Source organism: Streptomyces sp. NPDC044719 (assembly GCF_056433405.1).
In genome coordinates, this window is record NZ_JBWKHE010000001.1 from 1,276,520 (window position 1) to 1,292,684 (window position 16,165).

General features: G+C 70.6%; 13 protein-coding genes. 9 read left to right on the forward strand and 4 right to left on the reverse strand.

The features are described from left to right. Positions 1-55 precede the first annotated feature (55 nt). A complete protein-coding gene (gene mutM, locus AC07DF_RS05950; protein ID WP_478967265.1) occupies positions 56-916 on the forward strand; it encodes a bifunctional DNA-formamidopyrimidine glycosylase/DNA-(apurinic or apyrimidinic site) lyase in 861 nt (286 codons plus the stop codon). On the opposite strand, the gene AC07DF_RS05955 is transcribed toward mutM, so the two are convergent. Together AC07DF_RS05955 and AC07DF_RS05960 are read right to left on the reverse strand one after the other, a co-directional pair. Beyond that, a complete protein-coding gene (locus AC07DF_RS05955) occupies positions 906-1,304 on the reverse strand; it encodes a winged helix-turn-helix transcriptional regulator (protein WP_382496935.1) in 399 nt (132 codons plus the stop codon). The two genes, mutM and AC07DF_RS05955, sit on opposite strands and share 11 nt — an antisense overlap. Before the next feature lie 70 nt (positions 1,305-1,374). Then, positions 1,375-2,523, reverse strand: coding sequence for a CAP domain-containing protein (locus tag AC07DF_RS05960; protein WP_478967268.1), 1,149 nt, complete (start codon positions 2,521-2,523; stop codon positions 1,375-1,377). A 162-nt stretch (positions 2,524-2,685) separates the two neighbouring features. Between AC07DF_RS05960 and AC07DF_RS05965 the strand changes: the two genes are divergently transcribed. From AC07DF_RS05965 to AC07DF_RS05980, 4 genes are all read left to right on the forward strand, one after another. Next, complete coding sequence (locus AC07DF_RS05965; RefSeq protein WP_478967270.1) at positions 2,686-2,967, forward strand: acylphosphatase; 282 nt, start codon at positions 2,686-2,688, stop codon at positions 2,965-2,967. A 380-nt stretch (positions 2,968-3,347) separates the two neighbouring features. After that, entirely contained in the window at positions 3,348-3,551 is a 204-nt protein-coding gene (locus AC07DF_RS05970) for a hypothetical protein (RefSeq protein WP_030852030.1), read from the forward strand. 210 nt (positions 3,552-3,761) lie between these two features. Beyond that, positions 3,762-7,340: a chromosome segregation protein SMC gene (gene smc / locus AC07DF_RS05975; protein WP_478967272.1), complete on the forward strand. Its 3,579-nt coding sequence runs from the start codon at positions 3,762-3,764 to the stop codon at positions 7,338-7,340. 222 nt (positions 7,341-7,562) lie between these two features. Continuing rightward, a complete protein-coding gene (locus tag AC07DF_RS05980) occupies positions 7,563-8,981 on the forward strand; it encodes a sugar porter family MFS transporter (RefSeq protein WP_478967274.1) in 1,419 nt (472 codons plus the stop codon). Positions 8,982-9,093: 112 nt separating this feature from the next. Here the strand turns inward: AC07DF_RS05980 and AC07DF_RS05985 are convergent, their stop codons facing one another. Continuing rightward, positions 9,094-10,068: an LLM class flavin-dependent oxidoreductase gene (locus AC07DF_RS05985; RefSeq protein ID WP_478967276.1), complete on the reverse strand. Its 975-nt coding sequence runs from the start codon at positions 10,066-10,068 to the stop codon at positions 9,094-9,096. Between the two features lie 151 nt (positions 10,069-10,219). Between AC07DF_RS05985 and ftsY the strand changes: the two genes are divergently transcribed. After that, complete coding sequence (gene ftsY / locus AC07DF_RS05990; RefSeq protein ID WP_478967278.1) at positions 10,220-11,419, forward strand: signal recognition particle-docking protein FtsY; 1,200 nt, start codon at positions 10,220-10,222, stop codon at positions 11,417-11,419. 102 nt (positions 11,420-11,521) lie between these two features. Here the strand turns inward: ftsY and AC07DF_RS05995 are convergent, their stop codons facing one another. Further along, positions 11,522-12,187 carry a bifunctional DNA primase/polymerase gene (locus AC07DF_RS05995; RefSeq protein ID WP_478967280.1) on the reverse strand — a complete coding sequence of 222 codons (666 nt, stop codon included), beginning with the start codon at positions 12,185-12,187 and terminating at the stop codon, positions 11,522-11,524. A gap of 446 nt (positions 12,188-12,633) precedes the next feature. On the opposite strand from AC07DF_RS05995, the gene nsdA reads away from it, so the two are divergent. From nsdA to AC07DF_RS06010, 3 genes are all read left to right on the forward strand, one after another. Then, positions 12,634-14,127: a transcriptional repressor NsdA gene (gene nsdA, locus AC07DF_RS06000; RefSeq protein WP_478967282.1), complete on the forward strand. Its 1,494-nt coding sequence runs from the start codon at positions 12,634-12,636 to the stop codon at positions 14,125-14,127. 338 nt (positions 14,128-14,465) lie between these two features. After that, positions 14,466-15,806: an ammonium transporter gene (locus AC07DF_RS06005; RefSeq protein ID WP_478967284.1), complete on the forward strand. Its 1,341-nt coding sequence runs from the start codon at positions 14,466-14,468 to the stop codon at positions 15,804-15,806. Further along, positions 15,803-16,141 (forward strand): P-II family nitrogen regulator, encoded by a 339-nt coding sequence (locus tag AC07DF_RS06010; RefSeq protein ID WP_030231663.1) that lies wholly within the window; start codon positions 15,803-15,805, stop codon positions 16,139-16,141. The genes AC07DF_RS06005 and AC07DF_RS06010 overlap by 4 nt, the downstream gene beginning before the upstream one ends. Positions 16,142-16,165 lie beyond the last annotated feature (24 nt).

Below are 16,165 nucleotides of genomic sequence, written 5' to 3' on the forward strand. Positions count from 1 at the left end.
CCCGAGCGCCCGCCCCTGCCCGGGGTGGGCGCTCGGCTCGTACACGGGGGAGCCCATGCCCGAGTTGCCCGAGGTCGAGGTCGTACGGCGCGGCCTGGAGCGGTGGGTCGCCCACCGGACCGTCGCCGAGGTCGAGGTGCTGCACCCGCGCGCGGTGCGCCGCCACCTCGCGGGCGGCGCCGACTTCACGGACCGGCTGAAGGGCCACCGCATCGGCACGCCCAGCCGCCGGGGCAAGTACCTGTGGCTGCCCCTGGAGGACACGGACCAGTCGATCCTGGCCCACCTCGGTATGAGCGGTCAGCTGCTGGTGCAGCCGCACACGGCTCCCGACGAGAAGCACCTGCGCATCCGCGCCCGCTTCACGGACGCCCTGGACACCGAACTCCGCTTCGTGGACCAGCGCACCTTCGGCGGTCTGTCGCTGCACGACAACACCCCGGACGGCCTGCCCGACGTCATCGCGCACATCGCCCGCGACCCGCTCGACCCGCTCTTCGACGATGAGGCCTTCCACCAGGCGCTGCGCCGCAAGCGGTCCACGATCAAACGGGCCCTGCTCGACCAGTCGCTGATCAGCGGCGTCGGCAACATCTACGCGGACGAGGCCCTGTGGCGCGCCCGTATCCACTACGAACGCCCGACCGCGACCTTCACGCGTCCGCGCACACTGCTGCTCCTGGGCCATGTGCGGGACGTGATGAACTCCGCCCTCGCGGTGGGCGGCACCAGCTTCGACAGCCTCTACGTCAACGTCAACGGCGAGTCGGGCTACTTCGACCGGTCCCTCGACGCGTACGGCCGTGAGGGCCTGCCGTGCCGGCGCTGCGGCACGCCCATGCGGCGGCGGCCCTGGATGAACCGGTCGAGCTACTACTGCCCGAAGTGCCAGCGGCCGCCGCGGATCACGCCCTAGCGGAGTCGTACCGCTCGCGCGCGGCCAGGACGTCGTCCATGCTGCCCTCCACGAAGTGGATCAGGGCGAGCAGCCGCTCCGCCACTCCGCGTCCCAGCGGCGTCAGTTCGTAGTCCACACGGGGCGGATTGGTCGGCTGTGCCTCGCGGTGGACGAGACCGTCGCGCTCCAGCGCGTGCAGCGTCTGGGACAGCATTTTCTCGCTCACACCGTCGACCCGGCGCCGCAGCTCGTTGAAGCGCAGCGACCCCTCGTACAGAGCGCTCAGCGCGAGGCCGCCCCAGCGGCCCGTGGCGTGCTCGAGCGTGCCACGCGAAGGGCAGGCCTTGGCGAACACGCTGTACGGGAGGTCGTCCAGCCCCTCCGTGAGCTCCTGGGTGGTGGTCATCCCCCAAGAATACGCCAGCACAGCGCTGGCCAACAGTTTGCGCTAACTCCTGGTTAGTGCGACCAGGGGTCTAGTAGCCGAAGTTCTGGGTCCACCACGGTCCGCCCGACCCCAGCTCGACACCGACGCCCAGCGTCTTGAAGTCGCAGTTCAGGATGTTGGCCCGGTGGCCGGGGCTGTTCATCCAGGCATCCATCACGGCCGCGGCGTCCGCCTGGCCGCGGGCTATGTTCTCCCCGCCGAGGTTGGATATCCCGGCCTTCTCGGCCCGGTCCCACGGCGTCTTGCCGTCGGGGTCGGTGTGGTCGAAGAAGCCCCGGGCGCGCATGTCCTCGCTGTAGTTCTGCGCCAGCCCGGTCAGCGCGCTGTTCGCGGCGAGCGCGCTGCAGCCCACCTTGGCCCGCTCCTCGTTCACGAGCTTCAGCACCTGGGCCGCGGCGGCGGACTCCTCGGAGAGGGCGGCGGGGGCGCTGGGCTTCTGGGGCGCCTGCGTGGCCGTGCGGGAGGGCGTGTTCTCCGGCTTCTTGCTGGCGGTCGCCGCCGGCTTCTCCTTCTCCGGCGTCTTCTCCTGCGTCTTCTCCGGCTTCTCGGGTGTCTTCGTCGGTGCGGCCGACGACTTCGAGGCGGACGGTGACGGGGACAGGGAGCGCTCGGCGTCCCGGCTCGTGGGCGTGCCGCCCCGGCCGTCGGCGCTGCCGGAGGTGCCGCCCTGCTCGGCCGGGGTGTTGGTCGGCGTGTCCGCGGCCTGCACCTTGTCGGCGCCGCCGTCGCCGCCGAGCTGGTAGTTCTCGAGGCCGGGGACCGCGCCCGTGGCCACAGCGACGGTGCCGATGGCGACCGCGGCGGACACGCCGAGCAGACCGGTTCGCATCGGCCGTGCGGCCTTCTTCCGGCGGCGATGCGAGCCCGCCCGCCGGGTGCCGCCCTCGGGGGTGAAGCCGTCGCTCGCGAAGACGGCCGTCTCGGCGGTCCGCTGGCGGGGGATGGCGGCGTACCCGTCACCAGGCGCGGGGGCCTCCGTCTCGAACAGGTAGGCCTCGCTCCGCGCGTAGGTGTCGGCGTACGCGTCCGGGTTCAGATAGGGCGCGATGCCCATGGTCGGGCCGTCTTCCCCGCCGAACAGCGGATCGTGGCCCCCCGCGGTGCCGTCGGTCTGCGTGATCCCCGTGGCGCTGCCCGTGGCGGCGCGGCCGGCGTCGGAGCGACGGTGGCGTCCCATGTTCTGGCCTTCCTCGTCCTGGCGGTCGACTCGTCCTCGAGATCAACACCAAACTCACTCGATGGTGTGAGTTTCATATGAGATTCGTTGGGTGGGGACGGTACCGCATGGCGCAAGTGAAGGAAGTGCGCCCGAGGGAGTTTGGGCGGTTAGGTTGCAGTCATGAGCGAGGATGTGCGACTGGTCGCCTGGGTGCGTGGACGTGTCCAAGGTGTGGGTTTCCGCTGGTTCACGCGGGCCAAGGCTCTGGAGATCGGCGGCCTGAGTGGTTTTGCTCTCAATTTGGGCGACGGCCGCGTCCAAGTGGTCGCGGAGGGCGCGCGAGAGGGCTGTGAAGGCTTGCTGGAGTGGCTCGAGAGTGACGACACGCCCGGCCGCGTGGACGGCGTCACCGAGATGTGGGACACACCTCGCGGCGGCTACGACGGCTTCGCCATCCGCTGATCCCATACCGTCGGGCGGCCCTCAGGGGCGCCCGCCAGCAGGCCGCCGACGGCCGCCCCGGACGGAAACTGGCTGGTGATTGCCAAGAATCGCTTGCCTTGGCAGGCTCCGCACGCAAGGATGATCGCCACGCCCCGAGGGCCCCGCAGAAGCCGCAGTGCCGCCGTATCAGGCCGCGCGCGCCCGGTCGGCCCCCAATACGGGGCGTGATCGTGTTGACCGTCAAACTTTTTGGTGAGACGCTGAAAGCCCCGCGCACCTTAGCTGTTTGGCATGGCTGAACGGCGGTACAACTCCAGGCCCTGCCAAGCATCGCGGGTGCGAATCCCTCACGACCCACACCGCATCGGTCGGTCACGCATTGTGGAGGACCATCCATCATGGCAAAGGCGCTTCTCGGTTACGTCGGCGGCTCCGACCCTCGACTCCTCGCCGAGATGCGACGGCTCCAGCAGCGCGTCCAGGACCTGGAATCCGAGCTCGGACGGATCCAGGCTGAGAACGAGGCGCTGACGGCTGCCGCTTCTCACGACAGGATCATGGAGAGCGTTGACGCACACCAGGCGGAGCCTGCGCTCACCTGATCACTGCACCGCTCCACAACAGCACAGCAGTGGTTGGGCCGCCCGTCATAACCGCTAAGTTGTCAGAAGTGCAAGGGACGCCGTCGGCGTCCCTTCTTTCTTTCCCCCGCATCCTTTCACCGTCTTTAACGTGTGGTGTGCCCTGCGCGTTCAGCGGCGAAACCGTGGGTTCATGGAGTGAGACGAACCCGGGCGGTAGAGTCCGGCGGCGTGCACCTCAAGGCCCTGACCCTCCGCGGGTTCAAGTCGTTCGCCTCGGCGACCACACTCCGGTTCGAACCGGGGATCACGTGCGTCGTAGGACCGAACGGCTCGGGCAAGTCCAACGTCGTGGACGCGCTGAGCTGGGTCATGGGCGAGCAGGGCGCCAAATCGCTGCGCGGCGGCAAGATGGAGGATGTCATCTTCGCCGGCACCACCGGCCGCCCCCCGCTGGGCCGCGCCGAGGTGTCCCTGACCATCGACAACTCCGACGGGGCCCTTCCCATCGAGTACGCCGAGGTCACCATCACGCGGATCATGTTCCGCAACGGCGGCAGCGAGTACCAGATCAACGGCGACACCTGCCGGCTCCTCGACATCCAGGAGCTTCTCTCCGACTCCGGCATCGGCCGCGAGATGCACGTCATCGTCGGGCAGGGCCAGCTCGACGGCGTACTGCACGCCGACCCGATGGGCCGCCGCGCCTTCATCGAGGAGGCCGCCGGCGTCCTCAAGCACCGCAAGCGCAAGGAGAAGGCGCTGCGCAAGCTGGACGCGATGCAGGCCAACCTCGCGCGCGTGCAGGACCTCACCGACGAACTACGGCGCCAGCTCAAGCCCCTCGGCCGCCAGGCCGCCGTCGCCCGCAGGGCCGCCGTCATCCAGGCCGACCTCCGAGACGCCCGCCTGCGGCTGCTGGCCGACGACCTCGTACGGCTGAAGGAAGCCCGCAACGCCGAGGTCGCTGACGAGGCCGCGCTGAAGGAGCGCAAGGAAGCCGCCGAGCTGGAGCTGAAGAAGGCGCTCCAGCGCGAGGCCCTCCTGGAGGACGAGGTCCGGCAGCTCACGCCGCGCCTCCAGCGCGCTCAGCAGACGTGGTACGAGCTCTCCCAGCTCGCCGAGCGGGTGCGCGGCACGATCTCGCTGGCCGACGCCCGCGTGAAGAGCGCCACCTCCGCGCCCCCCGAGGAGCGGCGTGGCCGCGACCCCGAGGACATGGAGCGCGAGGCCGCCCGCATCCGTGAGCAGGAGGCCGAGCTGGAGGCGGCCCTGGAGGCGGCCGAACGCGCCCTGGAGGACACGGTCTCCCACCGCGCCGAGCTGGAGCGCGCCCTGACCCAGGAGGAACGGCGCCTGAAGGACGCCGCCCGCGCCATCGCCGACCGGCGCGAGGGACTGGCCCGGCTCAGCGGCCAGGTCAACGCGGCCCGCTCACGCGCGGCCTCCGCCCAGGCCGAGATCGAACGCCTGGCCGCCGCCCGCGACGAGGCCCAGGAGCGGGCCGTCGCCGCCCAGGAGGAGTACGAGGCCCTCAAGGCCGAGGTCGACGGCCTCGACGCGGGCGACGCCGAACTCGCCGAACAGCACGAGGCCGCGAAGCAGCGGCTCGCCGACGCCGAGTCCGCCCTCACGGCGGCCCGCGAGGCGGCCACGACGGCGGAACGCAAGCGCGCCGCGACCCAGGCCCGCCACGAGGCCCTGGCGCTGGGCCTGCGCCGCAAGGACGGCACCGGAATACTGCTCGCGGCGAAGGACCGCCTCTCCGGCCTCCTAGGCCCGGCGGCGGAACTCCTGACGGTGACCCCCGGCTACGAGGTCGCCCTTGCCGCAGCGTTCGGTGTTGCCGCTGACGCGTTGGCCGTCACCAGCCCTTCGGCCGCCGCCGAGGCCATCCGCCTGCTGCGTAAGCAGGACGGAGGCCGGGCGACTCTGATCTTGGCAGGAGCTGCCGACCTCAGGGGCGCGGGAAACTGCGCGACCAGCCCCGACGGACCCGCAGACGCACGACACCCCCGTGCGGCAGACCTGGTCCGCGGCCCCGACGACCTCATGCCGACCGTACGCCGGCTCCTGCACAGCATCGTCGTCGTCGACACCCTCGAAGACGCCGAAGACCTCGTCTACACCCACCCCGACCTCACCGCCGTCACCGCCGAAGGCGACCTCCTCGGCGCCCACTTCGCCCACGGCGGATCCGCCGGCGCCCCCAGCCTCCTGGAGGTCCAGGCCTCCGTCGACGAGGCCGCCGCCGAACTGGAAGAGCTGGCGGTGCGCTGCGAGGAGCTGACCGAGGCCCAGCACGAGGCCGTCGAACGGCGCAAGGAGTGCGCCGCGCTCGTCGAGGACGTGGGGGAGCGGCGTCGCGCCGCCGACCGGGAGAAGTCGGCCGTCGCCCAGCAGCTCGGCCGGCTCGCCGGGCAGGCACGGGGCGCGGCGGGGGAGGCCGAGCGGTCCACGGCCGCCGCCGCTCGGGCACAGGAAGCCCTCGACAAGGCTCTCGCCGAGGTCGAGGAACTCGCCGAGCGGCTGGCCGTTGCCGAGGAGATGCCGATCGAGGAGGAGCCCGACACCTCCGTCCGGGACCGGCTCGCCGCCGACGGTGCCAACGCCCGCCAGACCGAGATGGAGGCCCGGCTTCAGGCCCGTACGCACGAGGAACGGGTCAAGGGCCTGGCCGGACGGGCCGACTCGCTGGACCGGGCCGCCCGCGCGGAACGCGAGGCACGCGCGCGTGCCGAGCAGCGGCGGTCCCGCCTGCGGCACGAGGCGGCCGTCGCCGAGGCCGTCGGCGCGGGCGCACGGCAGCTGCTCGCGCACGTCGAGGTCTCCCTGGCCCGCGCCGACGAGGAGCGCGTCGCCGCCGAGGCCGCCAAGGCCCGCCGCGAGCAGGAACTCGCCCGTGCCCGCACCGAGGGACGCGATCTCAAGGCCGAACTCGACAAGTTGACGGATTCGGTCCACCGAGGCGAGGTACTCGGCGCCGAGAAGCGGCTGCGGATCGAGCAGCTGGAGACGAAGGCGCTGGAGGAGCTGGGTGTCGAACCGGCCGGACTGGTGGCGGAGTACGGACCGCACCAGCTCGTGCCGCCCTCGCCCCCCGCCGAGGGCGAGGAGCTGCCGGAGGACCCGGAGCACCCGCGCAACCGGCCGAAGCCGTTCGTCCGGTCCGAGCAGGAGAAGCGACTGAAGTCTGCCGAGCGCGCCTACCAGCAGCTCGGCAAGGTGAACCCGCTCGCCCTCGAGGAGTTCGCGGCACTGGAGGAACGCCACCAGTTCCTCAGCGAGCAGCTCGAGGACCTGAAGAAGACGAGGGCGGACCTCCTCCAGGTGGTGAAGGAGGTCGACGAACGCGTCGAGCAGGTCTTCACCGAGGCCTACCGGGACACGGCCCGGGAGTTCGAGGGCGTCTTCAGCCGGCTGTTCCCGGGTGGTGACGGGCGGCTGATCCTGACCGACCCCGACAACATGCTCACCACGGGCGTGGACGTCGAGGCCCGGCCGCCGGGCAAGAAGGTCAAGCGGCTGTCGCTGCTCTCGGGCGGTGAGCGGTCACTGACCGCCGTGGCGCTGCTCGTGTCCATCTTCAAGGCGCGGCCCAGCCCGTTCTACGTCATGGACGAGGTCGAGGCCGCCCTCGACGACACCAACCTCCAGCGGCTGATCCGGATCATGCAGGAGCTGCAGGAGGCCTCGCAGCTGATCGTGATCACCCATCAGAAGCGCACGATGGAGGTCGCCGACGCGCTGTACGGCGTCTCCATGCAGGGCGACGGTGTGTCGAAGGTCATCAGCCAGCGCCTTCGCTAGATGGATGCGGTCTACATCGGTCTCACCTGCGACGCCCTGTGACTTCAATTCTTGAACACATCCTCGCCACACTCCTGTCGCAGATTCACGTCTCCCGACCTATTGACTTCGAAACTTGAAGGCATAGTCTCGGCAACGTTCCTTTTACCTTCAGGTACCTTCAGGTGGACCTCGAAGGGCTGATTCCCTCCGGCAGCGTTGCCGGTGGCCTGAGGAGTACACGTGACCAGCACAGCGCAGGCACCCAAGTCCGGAGCCCGGGCGGCTCACCCCGAACATCTCGGGCACGTCATCTTCATCGCGGCGGCGGCCGCGATGGGCGGTTTCCTCTTCGGCTACGACAGTTCCGTGATCAACGGTGCGGTCGAGGCCATCCGCGGCCGCTACGACATCGGCTCCGCAGCCCTCGCCCAGGTCATCGCCGTCGCCCTCATCGGCTGCGCCATCGGCGCCGCGACCGCCGGCCGCATAGCCGACCGCATCGGCCGTATCCGGTGCATGCAGATCGCCGCGGTCCTCTTCACGGTCAGCGCCGTCGGCTCCGCGCTTCCCTTCGCCCTGTGGGACCTCGCCTTCTGGCGGGTCGTCGGCGGCTTCGCCATCGGCATGGCCTCCGTGATCGGCCCGGCGTACATCGCCGAGGTCGCCCCGCCCGCCTACCGAGGCCGGCTCGGCTCCTTCCAGCAGGCCGCGATCGTCATCGGCATCGCCGTGTCGCAGCTGGTCAACTGGGCTCTGCTGAACGCCGCCGACGGTGACCAGCGCGGCGAGCTGATGGGCCTGGAGGCCTGGCAGGTCATGCTCGGCGTCATGGTCGTCCCGGCCGTCCTGTACGGCCTGCTCTCCTTCGCGATCCCCGAGTCCCCGCGCTTCCTGATCTCCGTCGGCAAGCACGAGCGTGCCCGGGAGATCCTCACCCAGGTCGAGGGCAAGGACATCGACCTGGACGCCCGCGTCGCCGAGATCGAGCACGCCATGACCAGCGAGCACAAGTCCAGCTTCAAGGACCTGCTCGGCGGGAGCTTCTTCTTCAAGCCGATCGTCTGGATCGGTATCGGCCTGTCGGTCTTCCAGCAGTTCGTCGGCATCAACGTCGCGTTCTACTACTCCTCGACGCTGTGGCAGTCGGTCGGCGTCGACCCGGCGGACTCGTTCTTCTACTCCTTCACCACGTCGATCATCAACATCGTCGGCACCGTGATCGCGATGATCTTCGTCGACCGCATCGGCCGCAAGCCCCTCGCGATCATCGGCTCGGTCGGCATGGTCATCGGCCTGGCGCTGGAGGCCTGGGCGTTCTCGCACCCCCTGGTCGACGGCACGCTGCCGGCCGCGCAGGGCTGGATCGCCCTGATCGCCGCGCACGTCTTCGTCCTCTTCTTCGCCCTGTCCTGGGGTGTGGTCGTCTGGGTCATGCTCGGCGAGATGTTCCCCAACCGGATCCGTGCCGCCGCGCTGGGCGTGGCCGCCGCCGCGCAGTGGATCGCCAACTGGGCCATTACCGCGAGCTTCCCGTCGCTGGCCGAGTGGAACCTCTCCGTGACGTACGTGATCTACACGGCCTTCGCCGCGCTCTCCATCCCCTTCATCCTGAAGTTCGTCAGCGAGACGAAGGGCAAGGCCCTGGAGGAGATGGGCTGAGCCCGCCCCCGCACTCGGGGAGAAGGGCCAAAGTCCCCGCTGCCCCTCTCCCCGTAACCCGCCGCCGCCCCGGTTCGGCCACTGCCCGAGCCGGGGCGGCGGTCTCATGTGTTCAGGGGGCTGTCAGCCCCGGCAGCACCCGCTCGCAGAAGAGCTGCAGGCTCCGCCACCCCTCCTCCACCGGCATTCCGCCCGCCAGCGGATGCAGCACATAGGAGTCCAGGCCCAGATCGGCGCACGCCTCGGGTGTGAGGATGCGGTACACGCCCTCGGCGCGCAGTTCACCCACGGTCGTCGCGGTGGACTTCACCGCCGAGCGCACTCCGCTCGACTGCCAGGAGGCGTACGTCCGCGCCTCGTGCAGGAAGTGCTCTGCGTACTCCGCCCAGGCCCGGTCCGGGTCCTCGGCGAGGTGCAGCAGCGGCGTCTCGGCCGCGGGCATCATGACCCAGCCCTCGGTGCCGTACTCGGCGAGCCGGTCCTTGTAGTACGCCTCCAGCTCCGGCAGATGCGCGCTGGGGAAGAAAGGCAGGCCGAGCCGGGCGGCCCGGCGGGCTGCGGCCTTGGAGGAGCCGCCGACCAGGAGCAGCGGATGCGGGTCGGTGTACGGGCGCGGGGTGATGCGGACCGTGCGGCCCCGGTAGGCGAAGGGCTCGCCCGTCCACGCCTTCAGCAGCGTCTCCAGCAGCTCGTCCTGGAGCCGGCCGCGCCGGGTGAAGTCCACGCCGAACAGGTCGTACTCCTCGGGCCGGTACCCGATCCCGGCGACCGTCACCAGCCGGCCGCCGCTCAGCAGGTCCAGCACGGCGATCTCCTCGGCCAGCCGCAGCGGGTCGTGCAGCGGGCCGATGATCGCCGAGACGGTGACCGCGACACGCCGGGTCGCGCCGAAGACGGCTCCCGCGAAGGCGAACGGCGACGGCAGCCAGTTGTTGTCGGCCCCGTGGTGCTCCTCGGTCTGCACCGTGGTGACGCCCCGGTCGTCGGCGTACGAGGCCATCTCCAGGGCCGCCCGGTAGCGGGCTCCGAGCTCCACGGGGCCGGCCCCGGGAGCGACGAGGTTGAAGCGTGCGACCGTGACGGTCATGGGGACGTCTCCCTTCACCGGGCGGGTGTCCGGGGGACGTTAGCTGACGGTTCGTCAGACATCCAGGGGTGTGGAGATCCGGCGGCCCTCGGCCCCGCGGGACGGCACAAGCGGGGTGCCCCGGGGGTCCATGGCTGATACTGGACGCGTTATGGACATCGTCATCCTTGCTGTAGTCATCGCCGTGGTCGTGCTCGGCGCGCTCGGCGGGCTCATCGTCGGCAGCCGGCGCAAGAAGCAGCTGCCCCCGCCCCCGCCCGCAGCGCCCGACATCACCGCCCCACCGGCCGAGCCGCACGTCGGCGACGAGGCCGAGACGCCGCGGGAGGAACCGCGGCGCACGATAGAGGAGGTGGATCTCCCGGACGGTTCGGCTCCCGTCACCGTCGAGGAGCCGCCCGTCGAAGCTCCCGGGATCGAGATCCCGGAGCCCACCGCGGGCCGCCTGGTCCGGCTGCGAGCCCGTCTGTCCCGTTCGCAGAACGCCCTCGGTCAGGGGCTGCTCACGCTGCTGTCGCGCGAGCACCTCGACGAGGACACCTGGGAGGAGATCGAGGACACGCTGCTCACCGCCGACGTCGGCGTGCAGCCCACCCAGGAACTGGTCGAGCGCCTGCGCGAGCGCGTCAAGGTGCTCGGCACCCGCACCCCCGACGAGCTGCGCACCCTGCTGCGCGAGGAACTCGTCACGCTGGTCGGCCGCGACATGGACCGCGCGGTCAAGACCGAGCCCGAGGATCGCAAGCCGGGCATCGTGATGGTCGTCGGGGTCAACGGCACCGGCAAGACCACCACCACCGGCAAGCTCGCCCGCGTCCTGGTCGCCGACGGCCAGAGCGTGGTCCTCGGCGCCGCCGACACCTTCCGGGCCGCCGCCGCCGACCAGCTCCAGACCTGGGGCGAGCGCGTCGGCGCCCACACCGTGCGCGGACCGGAGGCCGGCGACCCGGCCTCCGTCGCCTTCGACGCGGTCAAGGAGGGCAAGGAGATGGGCGCGAACGTCGTGCTCATCGACACCGCCGGCCGTCTGCACACCAAGACCGGCCTCATGGACGAGCTCGGCAAGGTCAAGCGGGTCGTGGAGAAGCACGCCCCGGTGGACGAGGTGCTGCTCGTGCTGGACGCCACCACCGGCCAGAACGGCCTGGTCCAGGCCCGGGTCTTCGCCGAGGTCGTCGACATCACCGGCATCGTGCTCACCAAGCTGGACGGCACGGCCAAGGGCGGCATCGTGGTCGCGGTCCAGCGCGAGCTGGGCGTTCCGGTCAAGCTCGTCGGGCTCGGCGAGGGCGCGGACGACCTGGCGCCGTTCGAGCCGGAGGCGTTCGTTGACGCCCTTATCGGGGAGTGAGCTCCGAACCAGCCGAGTGGAGCGCCTCCGGAAATCCGGATGGACACAGCGAAGCGCCCGCCCCGAGACACCGTCGGGTCGGGCGCTTCGCTGTGTAGGGGGTCAGGCCCGTGACCGGTGCGCCACATAGGCCAGCGTGCCCAGCACCAGGCGGGCCTCCGGTGGCCTGGACGCCGAGTCCAGGGCGGGGGAGCGCAGCCAGCGCACCGGGCCGAGACCGCCCCGGTCCGAGGGCGGCGCCGTGATGTGCGTACCGGGTCCGAGGCCGCGCAGGTCGAGGGAGGCCGGGTCGTCCCAGCCCATGCGGTAGAGCAGGCCGGACAGATCGGCGGCGGCGCCGGGGGCGACGAAGAAATGGGCGCGGCCGTCCGGGGTCGCCGCGACCGGGCCGACGGGCAGACCCATGCGCTCCAGCCGGGCCAGCGCACGGCAGCCGGCGGATTCGGCCACTTCGATGACGTCGAACGCCCGGCCGACCGGCAGCATCACCGAGGCGCCGGGGAACTCGCCCCAGGACTCGGTCACGTCGCCCAGCGTCGCCCCGGCGGGGATCACCGGCGCGAAGTCCAGCGGATGCGCGCCCGGCGCCGGGCAGTCGCGGCGGCCGCAGGAGCAGGTGCCCGCCGAGGCCCGGGCGCCCGGCACGACGTCCCAGCCCCACAGCCCGGTGTACTCGGCCACGACGGTGCCGTCCGACGTGCGGCCGCGGCGGCGCGAGCCGGACCGGATGTCGCGCATGCCCCGGCTGATGCCGATCGTGAAGACCATGCCCCCTCCAACGGGTCCGACGCACCGGTGGTTACGCAGCGGTCGCTCTGCGTGACTCTCTGTTTCCGCCTTCCCGGGCGGCGGTCCGTTCACTCAGCGCCCGGGAGTGCCCAGGGTGGTGCACTCGACGACACGCGCCCCTCAGTGCATCGCTGCACCCGCTCCTGGTTGTGCTGTGTCAAGTGAATCGCGAGGAGGCGTACGTGAGTTCATTCGAAGGGGTGGCGAATGGTGGCGTTTCCGTGTGAGCCGTGGCTGGACGGGTGATCGTAGGATTACTTTGTGTGCACGAGTCCTGGGGGCACATGCGCTCGTGGGTATGCCGGAGGCAAGTCGTTATTCCGTTCGATGGGTGACAAGGGCCGGACGGACGGCCGTACGAACCGGCATGCTGATAGGGCTTGGCGCACTCGGCGACAAGTGGTTCCAGGGATGGGGGCGTTCCAGTGAGCGGCAACGGCGGAAGCGGAACGAACGCTGCGGGCGCGACGCACGCTGACAAGCGCCCGAACGAGCTGCTCACCTCCTGGTTCGTGCGCAGTGGCTGGTCGAAGGGCGAGCTCGCCCGCCAGGTCAACCGCCGGGCACGCCAGCTGGGCGCCAACCACATCTCCACGGACACCTCGCGCGTGCGTCGCTGGCTCGACGGCGAGAACCCGCGCGAGCCGATCCCCAGGATCCTCTCCGAGCTGTTCTCGGAGCGTTTCGGTGTGGTCGTCTCCGTCGAGGACCTGGGGCTGCGCACCGCGCGCCAGTCACCCTCCGCGACCGGCGTCGACCTGCCCTGGACGGGCCCGCAGACCGTGGCCCTGCTCAGCGAGTTCTCGCGCAGCGACCTGATGCTGGCGCGGCGCGGCTTCCTCGGGAGCTCGCTGGTCCTGTCTGCGGGCCCGGCCCTCATCGAGCCCATGCAGCGCTGGCTCGTCCCCTCGCCCCCGGCCCAGCGCTCGGAGCCCGAGCCCGGCTCCGCCGGGCGCGCCCGGGGCCGGCTCTCCAAGCCGGAGCTGGACCTCCTGGAGTCCACGACCGTGATGTTCCGGCAGTGGGACGCCCAGTGCGGCGGCGGCCTGCGCCGCAAGGCGGTCGTCGGCCAGCTGCACGAGGTGACGGACCTGCTCCAGGAGCCCCAGCCCGAGGCCACCACCCGCCGGCTGTTCAAGGTCGCCGCCGAACTCGCCGAGCTGGCCGGCTGGATGTCGTACGACATCGGGCTCCAGCCGACGGCCCAGAAGTACTTCGTCCTCGCGCTGCACGCCGCGAAGGAGGCAGGCGACCGGCCCCTCGGCTCCTATGTGCTGTCCAGCATGAGCCGGCAGATGATCCACCTCGGCCGGCCCGACGACGCGCTGGAGCTGATCCACCTCGCGCAGTACGGCAGCCGGGACTGCGCGAGCCCGCGCACCCAGTCGATGCTGTATGCGATGGAGGCCCGCGCCTACGCGAACATGGGACAGCCCGGCAAGTGCAAGCGGGCGGTCCGGATGGCCGAGGACACCTTCGCCGACGCCGGCGAGTGGGACGAGCCGGACCCCGACTGGATCCGCTTCTTCTCCGAGGCCGAGCTGTACGGCGAGAACTCCCACTCGTACCGCGACCTGGCCTATGTCGCCGGCCGCAGCCCGACCTATGCCTCGCTGGCCGAGCCCCTCATGGAGCGGGCCGTACAGCTCTTCGCCGAGGACGACGAGCACCAGCGGTCGTACGCGCTCAACCTGATCGGCATGGCCACCGTGCACCTCCTCCAGCGCGAGCCCGAGCAGAGCACCGGCTTCGCCACCCAGGCCATGCAGGTCGCCAAGAAGGTCCGCTCCGAGCGGGTCAACACTCGTATCCGAAAGACGGTCGACACGGCCGCCCGCGACTTCGGCGACCTCGGTGAGGTCGTCGACCTCACCGAGCGGCTCGCCGCCGAACTGCCTGAGACCGCCGAGGCGGTCTGAGAAGCCGTACGACCCCCTGAACCCCGGCCGCGGCCGGCCCTCCCGAACTGCCCGACTCGGCTCCCCCTATGCCAGGTCATCGGAAGGCCGACCGCGGCCGGTCTGTGTGCCCACGGCTGCCTGATGCCGAAGGTTGCGCCACGATAACGATCGGCGCCCCCGCAATCCGGCAGTTCATCGACGCGTAACACAGAACGCGCCTTCGTCACGGCCGCGAAACAACGAGGGGCTTCCACCGAAACCGCGCTGCGCCAATCTCGTGGCGCATAACCGGCCCACCCCTCATTCCGCTCGAGGCTTCGCCCGCACGGGGCCGTACCAACGACGAGGAGACGCCGATGGCACCAGCCATCACCCTTGCCGCAGAAGCACCCAAGCTGTCTGCCGCCAACACAGGGTTCATGCTCATCTGTTCCGCCCTGGTGATGCTCATGACCCCGGGCCTGGCCTTCTTCTACGGAGGCATGGTCCGCGTCAAGAGCACCCTGAACATGCTGATGATGAGCTTCATCAGCCTCGGGATCGTCACCATCCTGTGGGTGCTGTACGGCTTCTCCATGGCGTTCGGCACCGACTCCGGCAGCCTGATCGGCTGGAACTCCGACTGGGTCGGCCTCGGCAACATCGGCCTGACGGAGCTGTGGCCGGGCTACACCATCCCGGTGTTCGTGTTCCTGGTCTTCCAGCTGATGTTCGCGATCATCACGCCCGCCCTGATCAGCGGCGCCCTCGCGGACCGCGTGAAGTTCAGCGCCTGGGCGCTGTTCATCGCCCTGTGGGCCACGGTCGTCTACTTCCCGGTCGCGCACTGGGTCTGGGGCGCCGGCGGCTGGGCCTTCGAGCTGGGCGTCATCGACTTCGCCGGTGGTACGGCGGTGCACATCAACGCCGGTGCCGCGGCCCTCGGCGTGATCCTCGTCATCGGCAAGCGCGTCGGCTTCAAGAAGGACCCGATGCGTCCGCACAGCCTGCCGCTGGTGATGCTCGGCGCCGGTCTGCTGTGGTTCGGCTGGTTCGGGTTCAACGCCGGCTCGTGGCTCGGCAACGACGACGGCGTCGGCGCGCTGATGTTCGTCAACACCCAGGTCGCCACCGCCGCCGCCATGCTGGCCTGGCTCGCCTACGAGAAGATCCGCCACGGCGCGTTCACCACCCTGGGTGCCGCCTCCGGCGCGGTCGCCGGCCTGGTCGCCATCACCCCGGCCGGTGGAGCGGTCACCCCGCTCGGCGCGATCGCCGTCGGCGTCATCGCCGGTGTGTTGTGCGCCATGGCCGTCGGCCTGAAGTACAAGTTCGGCTACGACGACTCCCTCGACGTCGTCGGCGTCCACCTGGTCGGCGGTGTCGTCGGCTCCCTGCTGATCGGCCTCTTCGCCAGCGGCAAGGGCCAGTCCACCGTCGAGGGCCTCTTCTACGGCGGCGGCCTGACCCAGTTCTGGAAGCAGTGCGCCGGTGTCTTCGCGGTGCTCGCCTACTCCCTGATCGTCTCCGCCGTTCTCGCCTTCATCCTCGACAAGACCATCGGTATGCGGGTCTCCGAGGACGAGGAGGTCGCCGGTATCGACCAGGCCGAGCACGCCGAGACCGCATACGACTTCAGCGGTGCCGGTGGCGGTGCCGCCAAGACGGCCGTCACGGCCCCGGTCGCCGCAGCCGCGAGCAAGAAGGTGGACGCATGAAGCTCATCACCGCGGTCGTGAAGCCGCACCGGCTCGACGAGATCAAGGAGGCCCTGCAGGCCTTCGGAGTACACGGCCTGACGGTCACCGAGGCCAGCGGCTACGGTCGTCAGCGGGGCCACACCGAGGTCTACCGCGGTGCCGAGTACACCGTCGACCTGGTCCCCAAGATCCGCATCGAGGTCCTGGTCGAGGACGACGACGCCGAGCAGCTGATCGATGTCGTGGTCAAGGCCGCCCGCACCGGCAAGATCGGTGACGGCAAGGTCTGGTCCATCCCGGTCGAGACGGCCGTACGGGTCCGGACCGGCGAGCGCGGCCCCGACGCGCTCTGAGGCAGGGCAAACAGAACAGGAGTC

Excerpts from the sequence above, each read along its gene's own strand:
- mutM (WP_478967265.1), top strand. The coding sequence starts at position 56 with ATGCCCGAGTTGCCCGAGGTCGAGGTCGTACGGCGCGGCCTGGAGCGG.
- AC07DF_RS05955 (WP_382496935.1), bottom strand. The coding sequence starts at position 1,304 with ATGACCACCACCCAGGAGCTCACGGAGGGGCTGGACGACCTCCCGTAC.
- AC07DF_RS05960 (WP_478967268.1), bottom strand. The coding sequence starts at position 2,523 with ATGGGACGCCACCGTCGCTCCGACGCCGGCCGCGCCGCCACGGGCAGC.
- AC07DF_RS05965 (WP_478967270.1), top strand. The coding sequence starts at position 2,686 with ATGAGCGAGGATGTGCGACTGGTCGCCTGGGTGCGTGGACGTGTCCAA.
- AC07DF_RS05970 (WP_030852030.1), top strand. The coding sequence starts at position 3,348 with ATGGCAAAGGCGCTTCTCGGTTACGTCGGCGGCTCCGACCCTCGACTC.
- AC07DF_RS05985 (WP_478967276.1), bottom strand. The coding sequence starts at position 10,068 with ATGACCGTCACGGTCGCACGCTTCAACCTCGTCGCTCCCGGGGCCGGC.
- ftsY (WP_478967278.1), top strand. The coding sequence starts at position 10,220 with ATGGACATCGTCATCCTTGCTGTAGTCATCGCCGTGGTCGTGCTCGGC.
- AC07DF_RS05995 (WP_478967280.1), bottom strand. The coding sequence starts at position 12,187 with ATGGTCTTCACGATCGGCATCAGCCGGGGCATGCGCGACATCCGGTCC.
- AC07DF_RS06005 (WP_478967284.1), top strand. The coding sequence starts at position 14,466 with ATGGCACCAGCCATCACCCTTGCCGCAGAAGCACCCAAGCTGTCTGCC.
- AC07DF_RS06010 (WP_030231663.1), top strand. The coding sequence starts at position 15,803 with ATGAAGCTCATCACCGCGGTCGTGAAGCCGCACCGGCTCGACGAGATC.